A 23,711-nucleotide genomic window follows, 5' to 3' on the forward strand; every position below is an offset into this window, starting at 1 on the left:
TAAAAATGGGCAACACGCCTAGATGGCGCCCGCTTGCTTGAGGTTGGCGATTGCTGCAGCGTCGTAACCCAGGCTGTTCAACACCTCGATGTTATGTGCACCCAGTTCGGGGCCTACCCAATCTGCCGTGCCCGGAGTATCGGAGAGCCTTGGCACGATACCGGGCATCTTGAAGTCTCTACCGTCAGGCAGTTTGGCCTGCAGGAACATTTCACGGGCCAGAAACTGTGGATCGCTGAACATGTCTTCTGCCGAGAAAATACGGCTGGCAGGCACCTGCGCTGCGCCCAGTTGTTCAAGTACCGTGGCCAGCGGCAGCGAGCCGACCCAGCGGTCAATCACGCCATACAGTTCGTCACGGCGTGCGTCACGACCATCGTTGTGTGCAAGCTCCGGGTCGTTGGCCAGATCGTCGCGCCCGATAATCTGCATAAAGCGCTTGAAAATGGCGTCGCCATTGGCGCCGATCTGTACGTGCTTGCCGTCCAGGCTGGTATGGATGGAAGAGGGCGTAATTCCCGGCATGATATTGCCGGTACGTTCACGGATGAAACCGAACACATCGAACTCGGGCACCATGCTTTCCATCATGGCAAAAATCGCTTCGTAGAGCGCCACGTCTACCACCTGGCCCTGGCCGCCGTTGACCTCGCGATGACGCAAAGCCATAAGGGCACCGATCACACCCCACAGCGCGGCAATCGAGTCGCCAATCGAGATGCCTGTGCGCACTGGCGGACGATCTTCGAAACCGGTGATATAACGCAGCCCGCCCATGGATTCGCCGACCGCACCAAACCCCGGCTGATCTTTCATCGGGCCGGTCTGGCCAAAGCCGGACAGGCGCACCATCACCAGCTTGGGGTTCAGTGCATGCAGCACATCCCAACCCAGTCCGAGTTTCTCCAGAACCCCGGGGCGAAAGTTTTCGATCAGAATATCGGCGTCTGTCAGCAGCTCCTTGAGAATGCTCAGACCGTCGGGGTGTTTTAGATTCAGGGTCAGGGATTTTTTGTTGCGCGCCTGGACGAACCACCATAGCGATGTGCCTTCATACAGCTTGCGCCATTTTCGCAGCGGGTCGCCGCCGTCAGGGGATTCGACCTTGATCACCTGGGCGCCAAACTCGGCGCAAATGCGCGATGCAAATGGCCCGGCGATCAGGGTACCCAATTCAACAACTTTAAGGCCTGAAAGGGGTTTGGTGGCGAGCGGCATGTGGAATCCTTGTCCAAGGGCGAGCGAGTACAGCCTTTTAACATAGCTGGCGGCTGGCAAGAAGCTGGCCGATTCGTTCAATCACGGTGTATCGGTTAGACTTGTCGCCTTTCTCCGTATCAAGAAGCCCGTTCATGGCACAGCCGTCCACGACCTACAAGTTTGAACTCAACCTTACCGATCTCGATCGCGGGGTCTATGAAAGCGTCAAGCAGACCATCGCCCGCCACCCTTCGGAGACCGAAGAACGCATGACTGTGCGCCTTCTGGCCTACGCTTTTTGGTACAACGAGCAGCTGTCTTTTGGTCGAGGCCTGTCAGATGTAGACGAACCGGCCCTGTGGGAAAAAAGCCTGGATGACCGTGTTCTGCACTGGATCGAAGTCGGACAGCCCGATGCCGACCGTCTGACCTGGTGCTCGCGCCGTACCGAGCGCACCAGCCTGCTGGCGTATGGCAGCTTGCGTGTGTGGGAAGGCAAGGTGATTCCTGCAATCAAGAACCTGAAGAACGTCAATATCGCAGCCGTTCCGCAAGAGATTCTTGAGGTGCTGGCCAAAGATATGCCACGGGTTATCAAGTGGGACGTGATGATCAGCGAGGGTACGATTTTCGTGACAGATGATCGCGGCCAGCACGAAGTGCAACTGCAGTGGCTGCAAGGCGAACGCGGCTAAGTTCCAACCCTTTTTTACGCTTAGAGACTCTTCACCTGCTTATGCGCATCGAACCTCGTCCATTGCCTGAACCCCTGCCTTTTCTGGGCGAAATGCCAACCCTGCTGACCCGCCTTTACGCCGCACGGGGTGTGCAGTCGCAAGCTGAGCTGGACAAGAGCCTGGCGCGGTTGATCCCGTATCAGCAGCTCAAGGGCATTGATTCAGCGGTGGACTTGCTGGTGGTCGCGCTTGAGCAGCGCCAACGCATTCTGATCGTCGGCGACTTTGACGCCGACGGTGCCACGGCCAGCACCGTGGGTATGCTCGGTCTGCGCCTGCTGGGGGCGGCCCATGTCGATTACCTGGTGCCCAACCGCTTCGAGTATGGCTACGGCCTGACCCCGGAAATCGTCGAAGTTGCGCTGACCCGCACGCCGCACTTGTTGATCACGGTCGATAACGGAATTTCCAGTATCGAAGGTGTGGCCGCAGCCAAAAAAGCTGGTTTGAGCGTGCTGGTTACCGACCACCACTTGCCGGGCAGTGAATTGCCGGCCGCGGATGCCATCGTCAACCCCAACCAGCCCGGCTGCGAGTTCCCGAGCAAGGCGCTGGCGGGGGTAGGGGTGATCTTCTATGTGCTGATCGCTTTGCGCGCGCGCTTGAACAGCCTGGGCTGGTACCAGAACAGCAAGGCGCCGAATATTGCCGAATTGCTGGATCTGGTGGCGCTGGGCAGCGTCGCGGACGTGGTGCCGCTGGATGCGAACAACCGCATCCTGGTACACCAGGGGCTTGAGCGCATCCGTGCCGGGCGTGCCCGGCCCGGGCTCAAGGCTATTCTGGAAGTGGCCAAGCGTGACCATTCGAAAATTACCTCCACCGACCTGGGTTTTATCCTCGGGCCGCGCCTGAATGCCGCCGGGCGCCTGGACGACATGAGCCTGGGTATCGAATGCCTGCTCACCGATGACGCCAATGCCGCACGGGAAATGGCTGCGCAACTGGACGAAATGAACCAGGACCGTAAATCCATCGAGCAGGGCATGCAACGTGAAGCGCTGGCCCAGCTCAAGGATCTGACCATCGACAGCATGCCGTTTGGCCTGTGCCTGTTCGACCCCGAGTGGCACCAGGGAGTGATCGGAATTCTGGCTTCGCGGCTCAAGGAGCGTTACTTCCGCCCGACTTTTGCCTTTGCCGATGCCGGGGATGGCATGCTCAAGGGCTCCGGCCGATCGGTGCCGGGCTTTCATATTCGTGATGCACTGAGTGTGGTGGCTGCACAGCATCCGGACTTGATCAGCAAATACGGTGGCCATGCCATGGCGGCTGGCCTGACTTTGCCTGAGGCTAACTTCCCGCTGTTCTGTGAGGCCTTTGATGCTGAAGTGCGGCGTCAATTGCGTGAAGAAGACCTGACCGGGCGCATGCTGTCTGACGGCAGCCTGGCAGTGGAAGAGTTTCACCTGGAGCTGGCGCGTGCCCTGCGCAATGCCGGGCCATGGGGGCAGCACTTTCCCGAACCGCTGTTCCACGGGGTATTCCAGTTGGTGGAGCAACGCATCGTGGGGGAGCGGCATTTGAAAGTCGTGCTCAAGACCGAATGCGGCAGCGTAAAGCTCGACGGCATTGCTTTCGGGATCGACCGCGAAGTGTGGCCGAACCCGACCATTCGCTGGGTGGAACTGGCCTACAAGCTTGACCTCAACGAATTTCGCGGCAACGAAACCGTACAGTTGATGATTGCCCATATCGAGCCGCGCTAATCCGCCAATCCCCTGTGGGAGCGGGCTTGCTCGCGATGCTTTCACCGCGGTTGGCCTGACAGGCCGCGGTGCCCGTATCGCGAGCAAGCCCGCTCCCACCAAAACCACCACGTCCCGTTGCGATATGAACTCCCCCTCATCCAGTGTTGTCGACTAGGCTCTTCAGAAGTACTTGGAGCCTGCCCACTGGAATTAGAGGTGACCCATGAGTCTGCTGCTCGAACCCTATACCCTGCGCCAACTGACCCTTCTTAACCGCATTGCGGTCTCGCCAATGTGCCAGTACTCCAGCGTCGATGGGCTGGCAAATGACTGGCACCTGGTCCACCTGGGCAGCCGTGCCGTTGGCGGCGCCGGGCTGATTTTTACCGAAGCCACTGCCGTCACCCCCGAAGGCCGTATCACTGCCCAGGATCTGGGCCTGTGGAACGACGAGCAGATTGAACCCCTGCAACGCATCACCCGCTTTATTCGCGCCCAGGGCGCTGTAGCCGGCATCCAGCTGGCCCATGCCGGGCGTAAGGCCAGCACCCACCGCCCCTGGTTGGGCAAGCATGGCAGCGTCAAGGTGGAGGAGGGCGGCTGGGTGCCTGTCGGGCCGTCCCCCATTGCCTTCGACCCACAGCACACTGCCCCAGTGCAACTGGACGAGACCCAGATCAAAGAGGTTATCCAGGCGTTCGTGGCTGCCGCCAAGCGAGCGCTGGAGGCTGGCTTCTCGGTGGTTGAAGTACATGCTGCTCATGGTTACTTGTTGCATCAATTTCTTTCACCGTTGAGCAACCAGCGACGTGACCAATACGGCGGTTCGTTCGAGAATCGCATCCGTCTGGTGTTGGAAGTCACCGAGGCCGTGCGCGGTGTATGGCCGCAGGAGCTACCGCTGTTTGTGCGGGTCTCGGCCACCGACTGGGTGGAAGACGGCTGGAACCCTGACGAAACCGTCGAACTGGCACGACGCCTCAAGGCATTGGGCGTGGACCTGATCGACGTGTCTTCGGGCGGTACCGCAGCCAATGCCGAGATTCCGGTGGGGCCTGGCTACCAGACCCGTTTTGCCGAGCGCGTGCGCAAGGAGGCCTGCATTGCCACCGGTACGGTGGGCATGATCACCGAACCGGCCCAGGCCGAGCATATTTTGCGTACCGGGCAGGCCAACCTGATCCTGCTGGCGCGTGAACTGTTGCGTGACCCGTATTGGCCGTTGCATGCAGACGATGACCTGGGCGGTAAAAAGGCCATCTGGCCAGCCCAGTACCAGCGCGCGACCCATCGCGACCAACCGATTCATGAGTCCGACCTGCGCGACTGATAGCCAATGCTCTTTACGATAAACCTGCCTGCGGGCGGGTTTTCTGGCGCCCCCTGACCCTGTTAAGAGAGGATGCTTATGAGTTTGCTCGACCAACTGCTTAAATCCGGCCAACAGATGCTGGCGAAAAAAACCGGCACCCAAGGCAGCGCCTCCCGTGACGATAAAGGCGGCCTGGGTGACCTGCTCGGGTCTGGTGGTCTGGGCGGCCTGCTTTCCGGCGCGGGTGGCGGCGCTCTGGCAGCCAGTGCCCTGGGGCTGCTGCTGGGCAACAAGAGTGCGCGCAAATACGGTGGTCAGGCACTGACCTATGGCGGCCTTGCCGCCCTGGGCGTTCTGGCCTACAAGGCCTACGGCAACTGGCAGGCCAATCAGGGCACGGCACCGCAGACCGAGCCGCAAACCATTGACCGTGTTCCGGCGCCGCAAGTGGAGCAACACAGCCAGGCGATCCTCAAGGCCCTGGTGGCTGCTGCCAAGGCTGATGGGCATGTGGATGAGCGTGAGCGCCAACTGATCGATGGCGAGTTGAACAAACTCAATGGCGACCCTGCATTGCGCCAATGGCTGCAAGCTGAACTGAACAAGCCGCTGGACCCGGCAGAGGTTGCCAGAGCTGCCAGCACCCCGGAAATCGCGGCCGAAATGTATATCGCCAGCCTGATTCTGGTGGATGAAGAACATTTCATGGAGCGCGCCTATCTGGAAGAGCTGGCCAAACAGCTCAAGCTCGACCCGGGGCTCAAGATCGAGCTGGAAGCCCAGGTCAAGCAGGCGCAGGGCTAGCGCACTCTGTGGGCGCGAGCCTGCATCACGATGCAGGCGCCGCAACATGCTTGTTTTAGACGCTCCGAGCCGCAACGGCCCGGGGCGTTTTTTTATGCTTCGTGGCTTCGATCCACTGCAACTTCCCCGTCATAATCCCCTGTTAGCCTGCCCGCCAGAAATAATTTGTTACGTGTAATCAGGAAGCCGCAATGAGCGACAAGAAAGACCAGGACACCCAATGCCCTGCCGACAGCAGCCGCCGTCGCTTCCTCGCCGGTGCTGCCGCACTGGGCGTTGGCGCGGCCACCTTGAGCGCTTGCGGCAGCAGTCAGCATGAACCCCCCGTCAGGCCGCAACCGCTGACCCCGGCCGAGCTGGACAAAAAGCTCCACGAACAGGTCAAGACCATCGTGGTGATCTATGCCGAGAACCGCAGCTTCAACAACCTGTTTGCAAATTTCCCCGGTGTCGAGAAGCCGTTGTCGGCCCTCAAACCCGCCGACTACCAGCAACGCGACCGTGATGGCAGCCTGCTACAGACCCTGCCACCGATATGGGGCGGGCTGCTGCAAGTGGGACCGCAGACGGTAGATGGCGTGACCTATGCGCCGGGTGAGCAGTTTCAGGAGAACCTGCCCAACGCCCCCTTCGCGCTGAAAGGGCCGAATCAGCAAGATCTGCCGTTGAATCTGGTGACCCGCGACCTGTGGCATGTGTTCTATCAGAACCAGATGCAGATCAACGATGGCAAGAACGACCAGTTCGTGGCCTGGGGGGATTCCGGCGGCTTGCCCATGGGCTACTACGCCCAGTCGCAGTATTCGCTGCGTCTGTGGGACGTAGCCCGTGAATTCGTACTGTGCGACAACTTCTTCCAGGGGGCTTTTGGCGGTTCGTTCCTTAACCACCAATACCTGATCAGCGCAGCGGTGCCGTTCTATCCGAACGCGAATACCTCTGTTGCCGAGGCGCAGATTGCTGTTTTGCAGGGCGATGACCCTGCCGGTACACGCTTGAAGGCTCTGGACAAATCCCCGGCCAGCGCCATGACCGGCGCCGCGCAGTTCGGTCCCAGCGCTCTTACTCCGGACGGTTTTGCAGTCAACACCATGGCGCCGCCTTACTGGCCGACCTGGATCCGCGACCCCGAGCGTCCCGACTATGCCAAGTCCGACCTGCCAAGCGTACTGGTGCCACAAAGCCATGAGCATATCGGCGACAAACTGAGCAAAAAGAACATTGACTGGGCCTGGTACGCGGGGGCCTGGCAGGCCACGCTGGAGCAGTTCAAGGGCTCGGACGGGATCCCCAAGATCCCCAACTTCCAGTACCACCACCAGCCATTCAACTACTTTGTTCAACAAGGCCCGCAGAACCCGCAGGAGCGCAGCAAGCGCCTGCGCGACGCAGGCCTGGGCGATGAGTCCGGCAGCAACCGCTTTCTGGCTGACGCCGAGGCTGGCAGCCTGCCAGCCGTGAGTTTCTACAAGCCTCAGGGCAACCTCAACCTGCACGCTGGCTATGCCGATGTGGCTGCTGGTGACCGGCACCTTGACCGTGTGCTCAAGGTGCTGCGCAACAGCCCGCAATGGCAAAACATGGTGATCGTGCTTACCGTGGACGAAAACGGTGGCTGGTGGGATCACGTTGCACCGCCCAAAGGTGATCGCTGGGGGCCGGGTACAAGGATTCCGGCTCTGGTGGTATCACCTTTCGCACGCAAGGGGACGGTGGATCACACGGTGTATGACACCGCTTCGATTCTGCGCCTGATTAGCCGGGTGCATCAGCTGGAAGTGCTGGATGGCCTCAAGCAACGTGACGATGCCATGAAGGCGCGGGGGCAAGCGCCCATGGGCGACCTGACCAATGCATTGATGTTCTGACAACAGCCCTCCCACAGGTTTGAAGTTTTGCATGTAGGAATTTTTGTCTATTGCTGTGAGATCTGTCTCAACGCCTGTACGAATCATTGCTTACCCTCGGCTATACTCACCTTCATTTGAATGGCACCCGAGGATCGACTGTGAAGAACTGGACGTTACGCCAACGCATCTTGGCGAGCTTTGCTGTAATCATCGCCATTATGCTGCTGATGGTTGTTGCGTCTTACTCGCGCCTGCTGTCGATCGAAACCAGTGAAGAAAAGGTGCAAACCGACTCGATTCCCGGGGTCTATTACAGTTCGATGATTCGTAGCGCCTGGGTCGACAGCTATGTCCTGACCCTGGAGCTGGTGGGCTCGCTTAATCAGCGTGACCTGACCAACGAAGACCGCAAGTTGTACGCCAGCTACGAAGACCGCTTGAACAAAGAACTGGATAACTATCGCGGCACTATTTTTGAAGGTGAAGACAGGGCCCACTTCGACGACTTCGAGCGTCTGCATGGAGAGTACGGCGTGGTGTTGGCGAAAATTCTTGATCTCTATCAGAACAAGGATTACGCCCAGGCCCACAAGGTGCTTAGTGAGCAACTGGCTCCAGCCTGGATGGAAGGCCGCAAGTTGCTCAACAGCATCATTGAAGGCAACAGCGAGTCGGCCAAGCTCGCCACTGACAATATTGGTCACGCCGTATTGACTGCCAAGATCAGCATGATCATTTCCCTGGTTATTGCCGTACTTGCAGCAGCGCTGTGTGGCTTCCTGTTGCTGCGCGCAATCATGTCGCCGATGCAGCGTATCGTCACGATTCTGGAAGTGATGCGTTCCGGTGACCTGAGCTCGCGCTTGAATCTGGAGCGCAAGGACGAGTTTGGCGCGGTGGAAACCGGCTTCAACGACATGATGGCCGAGCTGACTACGTTGGTGTCCCAGGCCCAGCGCTCTTCGGTGCAGGTCACTACGTCGGTTACGGAAATTGCCGCTACCTCCAAGCAACAACAGGCCACAGCCACTGAAACCGCAGCCACCACTACGGAAATAGGTGCAACTTCCCGGGAAATTGCCGCCACGTCCCGTGACCTGGTGCGCACCATGACCGAAGTGACCTCGGCAGCCGACCAGGCCTCGATCCTGGCCGGTTCCGGGCAGCAGGGCCTGGCCCGCATGGAAGAAACCATGCACTCGGTGATGGGGGCTGCCGATCTGGTCAACGCCAAACTGGCGATCCTCAACGAGAAGGCCGGTAACATCAACCAGGTGGTGGTGACCATCGTCAAGGTCGCCGACCAGACCAATTTGCTGTCGCTTAACGCGGCCATTGAAGCTGAAAAAGCCGGTGAATACGGCCGCGGTTTTGCTGTGGTTGCTACCGAAGTGCGCCGTTTGGCCGACCAGACTGCTGTGGCTACCTACGATATCGAGCAGATGGTGCGCGAGATTCAGTCGGCAGTGTCGGCGGGTGTGATGGGCATGGACAAGTTCTCTGAAGAAGTACGCCGCGGCATGTCCGAAGTGCAGCAAGTGGGCGAGCAGCTGTCGCAGATCATCCATCAGGTTCAGGCCCTGGCGCCGCGTGTACTGATGGTCAATGAAGGCATGCAGGCTCAGGCTACCGGTGCCGAGCAGATCAACCTTGCGCTGGTGCAATTGGGTGATGCCAGCAGCCAGACCGTCGAGTCCCTGCGTCAGGCCAGCTTCGCGATCGACGAATTGAGTCAGGTTGCCGTTGGGTTGCGCAGCGGCGTTTCGCGTTTCAAAGTCTGATGAGCGAGCTTTCAGCCAAAAAACCGGGCGCCAAGGTGTCGCAAAAACGCCTGTTTCTGGTGTTTTATATTGGTAACGAGCGCTATGCACTGGCCGCTGGCGATGTGGTCGAAGTGTTGCCGCGCTTGCCACTCAAGCCCATAGCCCATGCCCCCGAGTGGGTAGCGGGGGTTTTTGCTCATCGTGATCGAATGGTTCCGGTGATCGATATCAGTGCCATGACCTTTGGCACCGCCGCCGTAGCCCGAACCAGCACCCGGCTGGTGCTGGTCAATTATCGCGGGCAATTGCTCGGCCTGCTGCTTGAACAGGCCAGTGACACCTTGCGCTGCGATCCGGCGGAGTTTCAGCCCTACGGTGTCGATAACCGCGATGCGCCTTACCTGGGACCGGTGCGCAAAGATGAGGCCGGGCTGTTGCAGTGGTTAAGTGTCGACGATCTGCTCAGCCCTGCGGTGTCTGCTCTGCTTTTTGCCCAGGGCGAAGATGACACCTGCGTCCAGGTGGCGCCATGAGTCTTGATCAGCGTTTTTTTGACTATTTGAAGCAGCGCATCGGCCTGGATGTGGCATCGGTCGGCCCGGCGATTATCGAACGTGCCGTACGCCAGCGCTGCATTGCATTGGGCATGGCTGATAACGATCGCTACTGGCAGCGCCTGCTCAGTTCCCAGGATGAACAGCAAGCCCTGATCGAATCGGTGATCGTGCCCGAGACCTGGTTCTTCCGTTACCCCGAATCCTTTGCCACCCTGGGCCGCCTGGCCAGGCAGCGCCTGGCGGAAATCGGCAGCCGACGCCCGTTGCGTATCCTGAGTCTGCCGTGTTCGACCGGCGAAGAGCCGTATTCGATTGCCATGGCACTGTTTGATGCCGGATTTGCTGCACACCAATTCAAGGTCGACGCCCTGGATGTCAGTCCGCTTTCGGTGCAGCGTGCGCAAAACGCGCTGTATGGCAAAAACTCCTTTCGAGGTCAGCCAACAGATTTTCGTGAGCGCTACTTCTGTGTCGAGAGCGATGGTTATCAGTTGTCGGAGCGGGTCTGCGGGCAGGTCAGCTTTACCGCAGGCAACCTGCTGGATCCGATACTGCTCGCCAGCCACGAGCCTTATGACTTTGTGTTCTGCCGCAACCTGTTGATCTACTTTGATCTTAAAACCCAGCAGCAGGCCCTGGATGTGCTCAAGCGCCTGACCCGTGATGATGGTGTTTTGTTTATAGGTCCGGCCGAAGGCAGCTTGCTCAACCGGCTGGGCATGCGTTCGATCGGTGCTCCGCAGTCATTTGCCTTTTGCCACAATCATGAGCCATTGCCGGCAGCGCGCCCTGTGCTTGCCGAACTCAAGCCACTGGCACGACCAAAAGCGCCAGCGCCTGTGCCGACACCGGCCAGCCGGCCTTTTGCCCCGCGCGCGCAAGCCCCGATCGGGCAAAAATCGGCTTCGCCAGTGGATGGGCCGGGTCTGTTGCTTGAACAGATTGCCAGCCTGGCCAATGAAGGCAAAAGCCTTGAGGCGCGTGCGGTCTGCGAACAGTTCTTGCAGCGGCATGACCCGCAGGCCGAGGTGTTTTACTGGTTGGGCCTGCTCAGCGATGTGCAGGGCCAGACCTCAGAGGCCCAGGGCTTCTATCGCAAGGCGCTGTACCTGGAACCCCAGCATTCGGAAGCGCTGGCCCATCTGGCAGCGCTGTTGGCTTCACAAGGCGATGAAGCAGGCGCCCGGCGCTTGCACGAGCGCGCAGCCCGTAACGGGCGTTCCACTCAAAGTGAGCGTAAACAATGAGCGCTTTAGCAGCACAGAGCTTGATTCACTCCGAAGCGCAGGCCATTGATGACTGCTGGAACCGCATTGGCATCTACGGTGACAAAAGCTGCCCGTTGCTGCCCCAGCATATCCATTGCCGCAACTGCGACACGTATGCTGCTGCCGCGACCCGTTTGCTCGACCGCTATTCATTTGAGCAGCAAAGCCAGGAGCTTTATGCCCCGCAGGCCCATGAGCAAAAGGTTGCAACCTGCTCACTGGTGATTTTCCGCCTGAGTGAGGAGTGGCTGGGGCTGCCCACGCGTTGCCTGGATGAAGTGGCACCGATGCAAACCATTCACTCCCTGCCGCACCAGCGTTCCCGGGCCTTGCGCGGTGTGGCCAATGTGCGCGGCACTCTGGTGCCGTGCCTGTCGCTGGTTGAACTGCTGGGGCTTGACCCTGCCACGCCGGGAGCCTCTTCGCAGCGGGTGATGCCGCGCATGCTGATTGTGGCCGCCCACGGTGGAGCCGTGGTACTGCCGGTGGATGAGGTGGATGGCATTCATAATATTGCCGAGGGCGACATCAATGCTGCATCGCTCTCCGGCGAGCATGTCAGCGCCAAATACACCCGGGGTGTGCTGCAGTGGAAAACCCGCAGCCTGCGTTTACTGGATGAAGAGCAACTGTTGAGCGCAATCACCCGGAGCCTGACATGACCCCCGAGCAAATGCGCGACGCCTCGCTGCTTGAGCTGTTCAGCCTGGAGGCCGAGGCGCAAACCCAGGTGCTCAACGAAGGCCTGCTGGCGCTGGAACGCAACCCGACCCAGGCTGACCAGCTGGAAGCTTGCATGCGCGCGGCCCACTCGCTCAAGGGCGCAGCCCGGATTGTCGGGGTGGATGCCGGGGTCAGCGTGTCCCATGTCATGGAAGACTGCCTGGTCAGTGCCCAGGAAGGCCGTTTGTACCTGCAACGCGAACACATTGATGCCTTGTTGCAAGGTACCGACCTGCTGATGCGCATTGCCACCCCCGGCAACACTGTCACGCCTCACGACATCGACGCCTATGTGGCGCACATGAATGAGCTGCTGGATCCGTCTGCCCCCGGTGCGCGGGTGGCGCCGCCCGAATTTGACGTGTCGCAGCTGTTGTTGATGCCCTCGCCAGCTGTACCCGAATTTGCGCCAGAACCTGTGGTTGAGCGTCAGGTCGAGGTGCCAGCCGAGCCGGCAGCGGAGCCAGCACGTCGCCCCCAGCGTCTGACCGAAAGCGGCGAGCGGGTACTGCGGGTCACGGCCCAGCGCCTTAACAGCCTGCTCGATCTGTCGAGCAAATCCCTGGTGGAAACCCAGCGCCTCAAACCCTTTCTGGTGACATTGCAACGGCTTAAACGCATGCAAAGCACCAACTTGCGGGCCATGGACACGCTCAATGAACACCTCCAGGTCTCGGGCATCAGCCATGAAGCCGAGCAGGCACTGGTCGATGCCCGGCAGATGCTGGCCGAGTCCCAGCACCTGCTCAGCGAGCAGACCGCCGAACTTGACGAATTTTGCTGGCAGGCTGGCCAGCGTGCGCAATTGCTCTACGACACTGCACTGGCGTGTCGCATGCGGCCCTTCGCCGATGTGCTGGTCGGGCAGGAGCGCATGGTGCGTGATTTGGGTCGCGCCCTGGGCAAGCAGATCCGCCTGGAAATCGAAGGCGAGAAAACCCAGGTTGACCGCGACGTGCTGGAAAAGCTCGAAGCACCCTTGATCCATTTATTGCGCAATGCCGTCGACCACGGTATTGAAACCCCGGAACAGCGCTTGCTGGCGGGCAAACCGGCCGAAGGCCTGATCCGCCTGCGCATCTCCCATCAGGCCGGTCTGCTGGTGCTGGAGTTGAGCGATGACGGTGCCGGTGTCGATCTGGACCGTTTGCGTCGCACCATCGTCGAGCGTCAGTTGTCCACCGAGGAGACGGTGGCGCAACTGAGCGAAGAAGAGCTGCTGACCTTTCTGTTTTTACCCGGTTTCAGTCTGCGCGACACCGTCACCGAAGTATCGGGGCGCGGTGTGGGGCTGGATGCCGTACAGCATATGGTGCGCCTGTTGCGCGGTGCCATTGTGCTGGAGCACACCCCCCAGCATGGCAGCCGCTTCCATCTTGAAGTGCCGTTGACTCTGTCGGTGGTGCGCAGCCTGGTGGTTGAAGTGGCCGACGAAGCCTATGCCTTCCCGCTGGCCCATATCGAGCGCATGCGCGACCTGGAGCCCGACGACATCGTGCAGCTCGAAGGCCGTCAGCACTTCTGGCATGAAGGCCGCCATGTGGGGCTGGTTGCCGCCAGCCAATTGTTGCAGCGCCCTGCCAGCCAGAGCGATGACGAAACCCTCAAGGTGGTGGTGATTCGCGAACGCGACGCGGTCTATGGCGTGGCCGTTGAGCGCTTTATCGGTGAGCGCACCCTGGTGGTCCTGCCCCTTGATCCGCGTCTGGGCAAGGTCCAGGACATTTCCGCCGGGGCCTTGCTGGATGATGGTTCACCGGTGCTGATCGTAGATGTCGAAGACATGCTGCGTTCGGTAGACAAACTGCTTAATACCGGGCGTCTTGAGCGTATCGACCGGCGTAACCGGCACACCGCCGAATTGACCCGCAAACGTATTCTGGTGGTGGATGACTCATTGACGGTGCGCGAACTGCAACGCAAGTTGCTGATTAACCGTGGTTATGAAGTGGCTGTGGCGGTTGACGGCATGGACGGCTGGAACGCGCTGCGTGCCGAACATTTCGATTTGTTGATTACCGACATCGATATGCCGCGCATGGATGGCATCGAACTGGTTACCCTGTTGCGTCGCGATAACCGATTGCAATCAATGCCGGTGATGGTGGTGTCGTACAAAGATCGTGAAGAAGACCGTCGGCGCGGCCTGGATGCAGGCGCCGACTATTATCTAGCCAAAGCGAGTTTCCATGACGATGCCCTGCTCGACGCAGTGGTTGAACTCATTGGTGGAGCCCAGACATGAGAATCGCCATCGTCAACGATATGCCCCTGGCGGTTGAGGCCTTGCGCCGGGCGCTGGCGTTCGAACCCGCGCACCATGTGATCTGGGTTGCCGGTGATGGTCAGGAGGCGGTGCGCCTGTGCGCCGAGAACACCCCGGACCTGATTCTGATGGACTTGATCATGCCGGTCATGGACGGCGTCGAGGCCACGCGCCGGATCATGGCTGAAAGCCCTTGTGCGATTGTGATTGTCACCATCGACCGCGAGCAGAATGTGCACCGTGTTTTTGAGGCCATGGGCTTTGGTGCGCTGGATGTGGTGGATACCCCCGTGCTGGGCGGCAGCAACCCCAGAGAGGCGGCGGCGCCTTTGCTGCGCAAGATACTCAATGTTGGCTGGTTGATGGGGCAGAGTGAGAAACGGGTCAAGCCGGTAGTGACCCATGCTCGTGTACCGGGTGTGCGGGCAGGGCTGGTGGCCATCGGTTCGTCGGCAGGTGGTCCGGCTGCACTTGAAACCCTGCTTAAAGGTCTGCCGAGAAACTTTGAGGCAGCTATCGTACTGGTTCAGCACGTTGATCAGGTGTTTGCTGCAGGTATGGCCGAGTGGCTGAGCACTTCGTGCGGACTTGATGTGCGCCTGGCCCGCGACGGGGAGACGCCGCAGGTGGGCACTGTGCTGCTGGCGGGCACCAATCACCATATCAGGCTATTGAAAAATGGCACGCTGGCTTACACCGCCGAGCCGGTCAATGAGATTTATCGGCCATCGATCGATGTTTTTTTTGAAAGTGTTGCCCGCTACTGGAATGGTGAAGCGGTGGGAGTGCTGTTGACCGGCATGGGGCGTGACGGGGCTCAAGGTCTTAAACTCATGCGCCAGCAGGGGTTTCTCACCATTGCCCAGGATCAGCAGAGCAGCTCGGTGTACGGAATGCCCAAAGCGGCAGCGGCCATCGATGCCGCAGTCGAGATTCGCCCATTGGACAAGATTGCGCCACGCTTGCTGGAGAAATTTGCCAAATGACTGGTAGAACCCGGCAAGAGTGGCTTGAAGGCAGTAATTCAGGTGAACGCGCATGAGCGACTTGCAGTTGGACGACGTTAAAACTGATGAAAACGCGGCCATGGTGTTGCTGGTAGACGATCAGGCAATGATCGGCGAAGCCGTGCGCCGAGGGTTGGCCCTTGAACAGAACATTGATTTTCACTTCTGTGCCGACCCGCACCAGGCCATTGCCCAGGCTATCCGCATCAAGCCGACGGTGATTTTGCAGGATCTGGTGATGCCGGGCCTGGACGGCTTGAGCCTGGTGCGCGAATACCGCAACCACCCGGCGACGCAAAATATCCCGATTATCGTGTTGTCCACCAAAGAGGACCCGTTGATCAAAAGCGCGGCGTTCTCGGCCGGGGCCAATGATTACCTGGTGAAGCTGCCGGACAACATCGAACTGGTGGCGCGTATCCGCTATCACTCGCGCTCCTACATGACGCTGTTGCAGCGTGATGCTGCCTACCGTGCGCTGCGGGTCAGCCAACAGCAATTGCTGGACACCAATCTGGTGCTGCAACGGCTGATGAACTCCGATGGCCTGACCGGGCTGTCCAACCGCCGCCACTTTGATGAATACCTTGAGCTGGAATGGCGTCGCGCCATGCGTGAGCAGAACCAATTGTCGTTGTTGATGATCGATGTTGATTACTTCAAATCATACAACGACTCGTTTGGCCATCTGGACGGCGATGAAGCGTTGCGCAAGGTGGCGGCGGGCATCCGTGATGCCAGCAGCCGGCCATCTGACTTGCCGGCCCGTTATGGCGGTGAGGAATTTGCCATTGTACTGCCCAACACTTCCCAGGGCGGCGCGCGGCTGGTGGCAGAAAAACTGCGCATGGCGGTTGAAGCGATGAAAATCCCGCATATTTCGCCGACAGCAGGCTCCAGCCTGACCATCAGTATTGGCCTGTCGACCATGACCCCGCAGCAGGGTAGCAACTGCCGCGAGCTGATCTCGGCGGCGGACAAGGGGCTTTACCTGGCCAAGAAGAATGGGCGTAATCAGGTGGGTATTGAGTGATTGCTCTCAAGACCTTGTCGCTTGCATCGCAGGCAAGCCAGCTTCCACAGGTTTTGTGTCGTTCACACAGCCGGAGTGCTTACAGCACTGTCGTGGGAGCGAGCCTGCGCGCGATGGCATCAACGGTGACTGCTTTGCCGCACGCTACAGGTTTCCCGGGAGCAGGCGGGCCAGGGTAGTCCTAAGGGTATCTACCAGGGTTCGGGTGGTCTGGTCGATTTCGATATTGACCCGGTCGCCCACCCGCAAGCTGCTCAAATTGGTCAGGGCGAGTGTTTGCGCAATCAGGTTGACCGTCACCCAGTGCCGCTCTTCATCCAGGCTATCGATGGTGAGGCTGCAGCCATGCATACCGACAAAACCCTTTTTGAACAGGTAGGCAAAGGTCGACGCATCCAGCTGGAGTTGCGCAGTCACCGTTTCGCCCAGTGGCTGCCACGACACGACCTGCGCGGTACTTTCAACATGGCCGTACAGTGCGTGCCCGCCATTCTCATCGCCAGTTCGATGTGAACGTTCAATATTGACCTGCTCATCGATACTCAAGTGTTTGAGTGTCGTGATTTCGGCCGTTCGGTGAGAAATATCAAACGTCGCGGTGCCTGCAGAGTAGGCAACGACGGTCAGGCAGGTGCCGTTGACCGACACGCTGGCACCGATATCAACGTTTTCGAATAGAGAGGCTTTCTGGGCCAGGACGATACGTTTGTGCCCAGCCTGCGTGTGCACCGACAGCACCCGGGCAGTGCCTTGAACAATTCCGGTATACATCAGGCAGCCCTCCTTTTAAGCAGCATCAAGCCAGTGGAATACGCGGTTTTGTATTCTGCGGCGCAATAGTGCTCATAGAGTTTTTGATAGTAAGCGGCGATTGCCAGGTCGCGGACGCTTTCTTCGAACTGGCCATAGACCACGGAGCCGCTACCCAGGTGCCAATCCCTGAAATCTTCAAACGTCTTGAAGTGCACGGGTTCCTCGATACGGTGCGAGCGAATGATCTCGAAACCGTGAAGTGCCGTGACAAGGGAGTGCCTGTTGAACCTGAAATCATCGAATACCACGGGCTCGGCAATACAGGGGTATTGCTGGCGGATAGCGGTCAGCACCCGCTCCTGGATCGATCGCTCACCTTGTACATAATCGAAGTCGAAAGCACAGGATAAATATAAGTAACCGCCCGGTTTCAAAGCCCTGAATAATTTATCGATAACAGTTTGTTCGTTGGGAATAAACCAATGCAGGCAGGCGGCACAGACGGCTGCGTCAAACGCTGGCCAGTGTTCGAGGGGACAGTCCAGGAAGTCGCTGACCATAAATCTGATATTGGGTGCTGCATGAGCGCGGTTGGCGTACGCAATCATGTCAGCGGAAATATCAATGCCCACGTACTGCTCAATCTTTTCTTTGTCCGTGAAGAGCAGGGTATTACCGGTTCCGCACCCGACATCCAGCAATGTGCCTTGGGGGGGAGCGAACGACAGCAATAGTTTCAAACAGCGTCTCTGCAGGTTTTTGGAGGTGCGTTGATAATTTTCGGGAGTAAACCAGACATTCTCCATTTTCTGTTTCCTCGTATCAGTCAACGATAGGGGGCAAGCCATAGCGACCTTGTCCAGGTTGCAGTCCTAGTTGTTCCCTGACCTGCCTGGGGGTGGCGGGTGTCAACTCCTGCAGGTTGGCAATGGCGGTGATGCGCTCGAGCAGGCTGCGATTACTCGCCAGGGTGGTGCGTTTATGGTCGAGCCAGATATTGTCTTCAAGGCCGATGCGGATGCCATGACCAGAGGCGAGAGCCAGGGTATTGCTGCGCAGTTGATAGCTGCCCAGCCCGGCGAAAGAACTGACGACATTGCCCGGCAGTGAGCTGGTAATGGCTGCCATGTGCGCAAAACTGGGCTGTGCGCCAAAAATATTGCCCAGCAAAATATTGGCGTAGACAGTGGGCGGCATTAACGATTTTTTGATCAGGCAATGCAGGTAGTTCGACATGCCGCTATCAAATATCTCAACCTCGGGCGAGATGCCTTTTAGCGCCATTTGTTCGGCGAGGTAGTTGATTGTCGCCGGGGCATTAATGCTGGGCTGCGTGGAAAAGTTCATGGACGACAAGGTCAATGAACCCATATCGGGTTTTGCGTCACCGTCCAATGACAGGGGCAGCGCTCTGAGAGTTGGATCGGAAATGTTTCGACCACTGAGTGAGGCGCATAAAATCAGTTGTTTATTATATTTTCTGATGCCTTCGAAGAGAGTGGCAAATGTGTTGAGGTCGCAGGTCGGTTCGCCGGTTTTTTGATCCCTGGCGTGCAGGTGCGCAATGGACGCACCCAGTTCGGCGGCCATCAATACATCGTCGATAATTTCTGAGGTGCTGATGGGTGTGTGGGGGTTCATCTGCTTTGTCGGTAGCATGCCTGTAGGTGAAAAATTCAGAATGTAAGTGCTCATTGCGATCACCATTTTTTGTTTTTCAAGTTGATCGTATGGTGTTTTTTATTGATTTTGCTGCGCAGGTAGTCCTCGTTTTCGACGGTCAGGAAAACCCCGGAGGGCAGGGTGGTATTGATGGTGATATCGCAATTTTCCAGGGCCAGGATTTTTGCCGGGTTGTTGGTAATCAGGTCGATGTGATGAATATGCAGGGCCTTGAGCATGGCCCCCGCACTTTCAAACTCTCTCAAGTCATCGGCGTACCCGAGCATCTCGTTGGCAGTGAAGGTATCAATGCCCTGGTTTTGCAGCAGGTAGGCATCGAACTTGGAGTACAGGCCAATACCGCGCCCTTCCTGACGCAGATAGATCAATACGCCACCCCCTCGCGCGGCTATTTGCGACAGGGCTTCTTTGAGCTGGGCGCCGCAATCGCAACGCTTTGAGCCGAATACATCGCCTGTCAGGCACTCGGAATGAACCCGGGTGAGTACGGGAGTGGTTTGACAGTCACCAATCAATAGCGCGAAGTGTTCTTTATCGACACCTTCAAATGACACAAATCGGGTGAGTTGAGGAACGCCCTCTATCGGAATTTCAACGGTGGTTTTCAACGTCAATGCTTTCATCTTCAGCTCCTTGCGTAACACCACATGAGTACGGGACATACCCAGGTTTTCCGTTAATCGGACTTGAAGTGCATGGGGTCGATATGGCTCCTGTTTGAGTTGGGCAGGCGCAGTGCGCCCAGCACGGTAAGAAGTGACGCAAGCGTCACGGTGGACATGCCGATCGTGAAGAACGGCAGGTGTTCGGGAATAAAGAAGGCACTCAGAAGGGCAGGTACTGCCTGGCCGATCAGGGCGTTGTGTTGCATCACCGAACTGATCAGGATATTGGCGTGATGCATGCGGTGCTGTTGCACATTGCGCAGTGCGGTGGATGAGTAGCCGAGAAATTGAAATGAGCGTGCGCAACCGTGTAGAAAACACATCAACCACAGTGCCGGTAGTTGGTTTAGCAGTGGCGGGAAAAGAAACAGGCCCAACGTGACGGATGTCGTCAGTGCCGAATAGATGAAATAGCGTTTCAGGCAGCGGCAGCCTGTTAATAGCCGGGCTGCCACGGGTTTTGAAACAAGGTTGCCGGCGAAAATAAACAACAGGCAGTGGCCAATCGAAACGGGCGAATAATTCGAATTTTTCATGAGGTGAATAATCAGCAGCGTTGGAAATGCATAAATGCTGATACGGAACAAACTGCCGGAGAGAATGTTGAACTTGAACGCTGGATCATTGAGCAAGGACAGATCAAACAATTGCGCCTTCGCGTGCTGGTGCAGCCTTGTGCAAAGTCGTTTGCTGCCATAGAGCATTGCACCTGCGGCCAGAACGCTGCAGAAGAGCCAGTTATTCGAAGCCGCCATAAACATCATGAACAAGGCCGATGAGGACAGTGCCCATAGTGCGTAGGCATGTTTATCAAGCTGTAAACGCGGGGTTTCAGGGGCAGGCAGTGAGTACAGGGTGATGCGGCAGGCAATAATCAATCCTGCGGCAAAGAGTCCGATAGAGGCAAAAATCAGTCGCCAGTTGCCGATGTTTAACAGCAGGTTGGCCATATAGGGGGCAACCATCGGGGCGACGAGCGCAGGCGCAATCAGCCAGGCCATGGTTTTGGGAATGGCAATCTTCGGGGTGTTGGCCAGGATCAAGGCTCGTCCGGCAGGTACCACCAACGCACTGCCAAAGCCCTGGACAAGGCGGGCGATGCACAGCAGGTAAATATTCTGGCTGATGGCGCAGGCCAGGGAGGCGAGGCAAAAAATCGCCAGGCCGCACAGGAATTGTTGGGCAAGCGCGAAACGGTTGAACAAATGCCCGCTCAGGGGCAGGAACAAGACCAGGGCCAGTAGATAGGTGGCCAGTGACAGTGTCACGCCGCTGATGCTGGCGCCCAGGTCGTTGGCCATGGGGATGATGGCCATCAGCATGATGGTTGCATCCAGTACTTCCAGAAAGAAAGCACTGGCGACAGTCAGTATGGCTGCATGGCCTGAACCGCAAACGTGAGCCTTCATACCGCCAGCGCCACACCGCTGCCACGAGGGTCTGCAGCGGCGAACACCTGACCGGTCAGGGTGTTGATGCCAGCCAGCTGTACCACCCCGAATTTATCGGATAGCCCGTGAGTACAGGTAAATATCGGGTTCGTTTGTGCGGATTCGCTTAAATAGGTAATGCCGTTTGTCTTCGGGTGCCGGCCCAGATTGGCAAAGCGCGGGCTCGACAGGGCGGTTTGAACCGGGCATTGCTCAGCGATAATTTTGTAGATGACGTACGCCAGTGTCTGGGACTGCACAGGCCCCCCGGATGTACCAATGATAAATTCCAGGTGATCGGTGGTGACACGCACGCAGTTGGTGGTGTGTTTGGCGGCTGTGTTGCCCTTGAAGGTCGAACCCAGATGGGGGCCATTGAATGAGAATGCCCGGTTGCTCAGGATAATGCCTGTGTCATCGATCTCGAACAGTGACCCCAGGGGGGTAAAGATCGAGTTGGTTATGCCGGTCAGGGTCCCGTCGGCCTCGGCACATGCCATAAAGATGGTGTGGGAGGGTTTGGACAATTGAGGCACAGGTTCGGGGTTGTCGAATTTGAGCTGTTGATAGATCAGGGCGGCCTGTTGGCTCAGGCTGTCATCGCTGTGCGTCTCTGAAGAAAGCGGCGATGCCACCCAGCTGTCGATCAGCCCGGCTGCCGTACAGAGCTGTGCCGGTGTGAGCAAGGCCGTGTCTTCGGCACTCCACTGGTAGACTTTCAAGAGCAGGAACAGCTCTTTCCATGGACTGTTACTGCCATGCGCCGTGACATTGGCGTGCATGAAAGTGGTTTTTTTTACTTCTGAGGGGTTAGGGGTAAAGTCGGAAAAATCTTCAGGTGTATACAAATGCGGGTCACAGGTCGACAGCGCGTCAAATACCTGCGCCGCCAACTGCCCCCTGTACATGGATGCAAAACCTTCACGCGCCAAAGCGGCCAGGGTTTGACGGTAGAAGGGCGCTGGATCTTGCTGTTGAATAAAGTATTTGTTCCATTGTGAAAATCGTGTCTGTCTGAGTGAGTCTTTAGTGCTGTTATCAAACGCCTGAATCAAACTGCTGGACGCCACCACGCCATGTTTCAAGTCATTGTCGTGCAGGTGTTTAAATACGCCGTTCAAGTCGATGTCATGTAGGCGTGTATAACGATCATAAGCTGAAGGGCAGCCATAGATCATGGTGCTGTAAATCCCTCTGCGAGGAATTGATACAAGGCCTTTATGCAAGTAGTTGTCGTGATGCTGGTGAAAACCTGTTCTGCCCGTTCCGTTGAAGATGGCCAGGTTATGGGGGGTTGATTGCATGATAATTGCGTCGCCTCCCAGGCCGCATAAGTGCGGGAGGTTATACGTCAGTGACACGGCTGCACTTAATACGGCATGCGGGGTCGCCCCTGATGTTAGATAGGCCTGCATGGCCATCATCGAGGACTTGAAGTGGGGGGTCGCTATACCGAATGAGTGACCGTTCGCTAAGTTCGACATGGGGCTGCCATTTAATTATTGGTTGTTCGGATATGGCGTGTGGGTATCAGGGAATCAGGTGTTGTAAGTGTGTTGTAGGTATAGCGGTGCAGGTTTTTAAGTGCAATTATTTGGCGTGTAGTACTTTTCTCTCAAATTGGGTAATTATTCCTATGTAGTATTCAAACTTGTCGTACGGCTGAGATGGCCTCGTCTTTCAGATGTAATTCTGTGCCCAGAATTATGTGCGACGTATCGCTCATCGAAGAAGGCTTGCGACCTGTTGTCACTGGCCACATAACCCCGCCAGGCGGGCTGCTGATACGCTCGGTTTACGGTATACTCCCCGGCTTTGTAAAAATCGCCTGAGAGTGCCGCCAGCCATGGAAATCAACCCGATCCTTAACAGCATCAAGGACCTGTCAGAGCGCTCCGAAACCATTCGGGGGTATCTTTGACTACGATCAAAAGCATGAGCGTCTGACCGAAGTCAATCGCGAGCTTGAAGATCCGAGTGTCTGGAACAACCCTGCATACGCCCAGGAACTGGGGCGCGAGCGCTCCCTGCTGGCGCAGATCGTTGAAACCCTCGATGAGATGCACACAGGCCTGGCCGATGCCAAAGACCTGCTGTTGATGGCCGCCGAGGAAGAAGACCAGGGCGCCGTCGATGACGTGGCCGCTGAAGTTGAACGCCTGCGCGAAGCCCTTGAAAAACTCGAATTCCGCCGCATGTTCAGTGGTGAGATGGATGCCAACAACGCGTACCTGGACATCCAGGCTGGCTCCGGTGGCACCGAAGCGCAAGACTGGGCCAATATCCTGCTGCGGATGTATTTGCGTTGGGCCGACAAGCGCGGCTTCGATGCCACCATCATGGAACTGTCCGCCGGTGAAGTTGCCGGTATCAAGGGTGCAACCGTTCATATCAAAGGCGAATACGCATTTGGTTGGTTGCGCACCGAGATTGGCGTCCATCGTCTGGTACGCAAAAGCCCGTACGATTCGGGCAACCGTCGTCATACCTCGTTTTCGGCTGTATTCGTTTCGCCGGAAATCGATGACAACATCGAAATCGACATCAACCCCTCTGACCTGCGGATCGATACCTATCGCTCCTCCGGAGCGGGTGGTCAGCACGTAAACACCACTGACTCGGCCGTACGTATCACTCACGTGCCGACCAATACCGTGGTGAGCTGCCAGAACGAACGTTCCCAGCATGCGAACAAAGACACCGCGATGAAAATGCTTCGGGCGCGTCTTTACGAGCAGGAAATCCAGAAGCGCAATGCCGCTTCCCAGGCCCTGGAAGACACCAAGTCGGACATCGGCTGGGGTCATCAGATCCGCTCGTACGTTCTCGACGCCTCGCGGATCAAGGATTTGCGTACCAATATCGAGCGCAGCGACTGCGACAAGGTGCTCGACGGCGATATCGACGAATACCTGATAGCCAGCCTGAAACAAGGGCTGTAAGTCGGCAACAAAACGTGTGCGAAGCCA

Annotated in this window: 20 protein-coding genes; 13 read left to right on the forward strand and 7 right to left on the reverse strand. The window is 57.8% G+C overall.

Annotated elements, in window-relative coordinates; genetic code table 11:
• Window positions 1-18: 18 nt before the first annotated feature.
• The gene (locus tag EQV96_RS07540; protein ID WP_095023041.1) at window positions 19-1,218 is read right to left on the reverse strand and encodes a CaiB/BaiF CoA-transferase family protein; all 1,200 of its coding nucleotides are present in this window, start codon (window positions 1,216-1,218) and stop codon (window positions 19-21) included.
• Window positions 1,219-1,352: 134 nt separating this feature from the next.
• Between EQV96_RS07540 and EQV96_RS07545 the strand changes: the two genes are divergently transcribed.
• The 12 genes from EQV96_RS07545 to EQV96_RS07600 all read left to right on the forward strand — a co-directional run bounded on the left by EQV96_RS07545 (window position 1,353) and on the right by EQV96_RS07600 (window position 16,211).
• On the forward strand, window positions 1,353-1,895 hold the full coding sequence (locus EQV96_RS07545; RefSeq protein ID WP_016781928.1) for a YaeQ family protein: 543 nt from the start codon (window positions 1,353-1,355) through the stop codon (window positions 1,893-1,895).
• Between the two features lie 41 nt (window positions 1,896-1,936).
• Complete coding sequence (recJ, locus tag EQV96_RS07550; RefSeq protein WP_240881686.1) at window positions 1,937-3,646, forward strand: single-stranded-DNA-specific exonuclease RecJ; 1,710 nt, start codon at window positions 1,937-1,939, stop codon at window positions 3,644-3,646.
• Window positions 3,647-3,851: 205 nt separating this feature from the next.
• Entirely contained in the window at window positions 3,852-4,958 is a 1,107-nt protein-coding gene (locus EQV96_RS07555; protein WP_153398752.1) for an NADH:flavin oxidoreductase/NADH oxidase, read from the forward strand.
• 78 nt (window positions 4,959-5,036) lie between these two features.
• A complete protein-coding gene (locus tag EQV96_RS07560) occupies window positions 5,037-5,744 on the forward strand; it encodes a tellurite resistance TerB family protein (RefSeq protein WP_240881688.1) in 708 nt (235 codons plus the stop codon).
• 191 nt (window positions 5,745-5,935) lie between these two features.
• Window positions 5,936-7,612, forward strand: a complete 1,677-nt coding sequence (locus tag EQV96_RS07565) for an acid phosphatase (RefSeq protein WP_130872007.1) — start codon at window positions 5,936-5,938, stop codon at window positions 7,610-7,612.
• 140 nt (window positions 7,613-7,752) lie between these two features.
• Complete coding sequence (locus EQV96_RS07570) at window positions 7,753-9,375, forward strand: methyl-accepting chemotaxis protein (protein ID WP_095001265.1); 1,623 nt, start codon at window positions 7,753-7,755, stop codon at window positions 9,373-9,375.
• The gene (locus tag EQV96_RS07575; RefSeq protein WP_095020557.1) at window positions 9,375-9,890 is read left to right on the forward strand and encodes a chemotaxis protein CheW; all 516 of its coding nucleotides are present in this window, start codon (window positions 9,375-9,377) and stop codon (window positions 9,888-9,890) included. The genes EQV96_RS07570 and EQV96_RS07575 overlap by 1 nt, the downstream gene beginning before the upstream one ends.
• Entirely contained in the window at window positions 9,887-11,161 is a 1,275-nt protein-coding gene (locus EQV96_RS07580) for a protein-glutamate O-methyltransferase CheR (RefSeq protein WP_095018191.1), read from the forward strand. Before EQV96_RS07575 ends, EQV96_RS07580 begins: the two co-directional genes overlap by 4 nt.
• Window positions 11,158-11,844, forward strand: coding sequence for a chemotaxis protein CheW (locus EQV96_RS07585; protein ID WP_095001268.1), 687 nt, complete (start codon window positions 11,158-11,160; stop codon window positions 11,842-11,844). The genes EQV96_RS07580 and EQV96_RS07585 overlap by 4 nt, the downstream gene beginning before the upstream one ends.
• Window positions 11,841-14,150: a hybrid sensor histidine kinase/response regulator gene (locus EQV96_RS07590; protein WP_095001269.1), complete on the forward strand. Its 2,310-nt coding sequence runs from the start codon at window positions 11,841-11,843 to the stop codon at window positions 14,148-14,150. The genes EQV96_RS07585 and EQV96_RS07590 overlap by 4 nt, the downstream gene beginning before the upstream one ends.
• The gene (locus EQV96_RS07595; protein ID WP_095001270.1) at window positions 14,147-15,157 is read left to right on the forward strand and encodes a chemotaxis response regulator protein-glutamate methylesterase; all 1,011 of its coding nucleotides are present in this window, start codon (window positions 14,147-14,149) and stop codon (window positions 15,155-15,157) included. Before EQV96_RS07590 ends, EQV96_RS07595 begins: the two co-directional genes overlap by 4 nt.
• 52 nt (window positions 15,158-15,209) lie before the next feature.
• Window positions 15,210-16,211, forward strand: coding sequence for a diguanylate cyclase (locus EQV96_RS07600; protein WP_095001271.1), 1,002 nt, complete (start codon window positions 15,210-15,212; stop codon window positions 16,209-16,211).
• A 144-nt stretch (window positions 16,212-16,355) separates the two neighbouring features.
• On the opposite strand, the gene EQV96_RS07605 is transcribed toward EQV96_RS07600, so the two are convergent.
• Genes EQV96_RS07605 through EQV96_RS07630 form a run of 6 tightly spaced genes read right to left on the reverse strand, consistent with a single transcriptional unit; the run spans window position 16,356 to window position 22,226 of the window.
• Window positions 16,356-16,982 carry a riboflavin synthase subunit alpha gene (locus EQV96_RS07605; RefSeq protein WP_095018188.1) on the reverse strand — a complete coding sequence of 209 codons (627 nt, stop codon included), beginning with the start codon at window positions 16,980-16,982 and terminating at the stop codon, window positions 16,356-16,358.
• The gene (locus EQV96_RS07610; RefSeq protein ID WP_165484566.1) at window positions 16,982-17,770 is read right to left on the reverse strand and encodes a class I SAM-dependent methyltransferase; all 789 of its coding nucleotides are present in this window, start codon (window positions 17,768-17,770) and stop codon (window positions 16,982-16,984) included. Before EQV96_RS07610 ends, EQV96_RS07605 begins: the two co-directional genes overlap by 1 nt.
• 16 nt (window positions 17,771-17,786) lie before the next feature.
• Complete coding sequence (locus EQV96_RS07615; protein WP_095001395.1) at window positions 17,787-18,659, reverse strand: 3-keto-5-aminohexanoate cleavage protein; 873 nt, start codon at window positions 18,657-18,659, stop codon at window positions 17,787-17,789.
• A gap of 5 nt (window positions 18,660-18,664) precedes the next feature.
• A complete protein-coding gene (gene ribA / locus EQV96_RS07620) occupies window positions 18,665-19,309 on the reverse strand; it encodes a GTP cyclohydrolase II RibA (RefSeq protein ID WP_232527636.1) in 645 nt (214 codons plus the stop codon).
• Window positions 19,310-19,323: 14 nt separating this feature from the next.
• Window positions 19,324-20,721 (reverse strand): MFS transporter, encoded by a 1,398-nt coding sequence (locus EQV96_RS07625; RefSeq protein ID WP_240881690.1) that lies wholly within the window; start codon window positions 20,719-20,721, stop codon window positions 19,324-19,326.
• Complete coding sequence (locus EQV96_RS07630) at window positions 20,718-22,226, reverse strand: gamma-glutamyltransferase (protein WP_095001276.1); 1,509 nt, start codon at window positions 22,224-22,226, stop codon at window positions 20,718-20,720. The genes EQV96_RS07625 and EQV96_RS07630 overlap by 4 nt, the downstream gene beginning before the upstream one ends.
• A 362-nt stretch (window positions 22,227-22,588) precedes the next feature.
• Here EQV96_RS07630 and prfB point away from each other — a divergent pair.
• Window positions 22,589-23,684 (forward strand): peptide chain release factor 2 gene (gene prfB, locus EQV96_RS07635; protein WP_130872011.1). Its coding sequence is split into 2 segments (ribosomal slippage): window positions 22,589-22,660 and window positions 22,662-23,684, totalling 1,095 coding nucleotides; the frame shifts between segments, so codons are not numbered across the junction.
• The last annotated feature ends 27 nt before the right edge of the window (window positions 23,685-23,711 follow it).

The organism is Pseudomonas sp. TMW22080 (assembly GCF_022496745.1).
Lineage (GTDB): Bacteria > Pseudomonadota > Gammaproteobacteria > Pseudomonadales > Pseudomonadaceae > Aquipseudomonas > Aquipseudomonas bubulae.